We start from the raw sequence: 897 nt of genomic DNA on the forward strand, positions 1-897 counted from the left end.
TGTCAAGCGACATCCGGAATTGGTCCTCCGGCGACATGAAATCTGGCCCACCCTGTGAGGCTGTAGCCCCGGCTTGTTGACGCCGTAGCCGGCGCCGGTTGGTCTTGCTCATCAGTCCATTGGGATGGGGGTGGATCGGGAGGAACGGGATGCTCATGGGCTCCCGTCCTCCCCGGTGGCGGGAATGGTGCTCACCGCACTGCTGGCCTTGATCAGGCCGGAGCGGCGTTTCTCGCGCAGGCGGTAGCTGTCGCCCCGCACGGTCAGCACATGGCTGTGGTGCAGCAGCCGATCGAGGATCGCGGTGGCGACGACCTGATCACCGAACACCTCGCCCCACTCCATGACGGGGCGGTTGGAGGTGATCAGCACGCTGCCGCGCTCGTAGCGACGGGAGATCAGCTGGAAGAACAGGTGGGCCGCATCGGGCTCCAGCGGCAGGTAGCCCAGCTCGTCAATGATCAGCAGCTTGCTCTTGCCGTACTGGCTCAGCCGGCTCTCCAGCGCCGTCTGGTTGTGGGCCCGGGCCAGGGTGGAGATCAGCTCCATCGCCGAGACGTACTGCACGGTGTAGCCCTTGCTCACCGCCTCACGCCCCAGGGCGACGGCCAGGTGGGTCTTGCCCACCCCCGGCGGACCCAGCAGCAGCAGGGTGTCGCCGTTGGCGACCCAGCGACAGGTGGCGAGTTCCCGGATCTGGCCTGGATCGAGCGAGGGCTGGGCCTCGTACTCAAACCCCTCCAGGGTCCGCACGAACGGGAATTTGGCAATGCTCATCGCCATCGCGATTCGCCGCTGGTCCTTGCGGGCGATCTCTGCCGCGCACAGCCAGGCCAACGCCTCGCGCAGGTTCAGTTCCTTGCGTGCCGCCTCCTCGAGCAGGTTGTCGAGCTGATC

The 897-nt window shown here is 66.4% G+C and carries 1 protein-coding gene; it reads right to left on the reverse strand.

What is annotated here, in order from left to right:
* Positions 1-153: 153 nt before the first annotated feature.
* Positions 154-897, reverse strand: a 744-nt coding sequence (gene istB / locus VB737_RS17045; protein WP_500314718.1) for an IS21-like element helper ATPase IstB, incomplete at its 5' end; no start/stop codon positions are given.

It is taken from the genome of Synechococcus sp. BA-120 BA3, assembly GCF_034931285.1.
In the GTDB taxonomy this organism is placed as follows: Bacteria; Cyanobacteriota; Cyanobacteriia; order PCC-6307; family Cyanobiaceae; genus Cyanobium.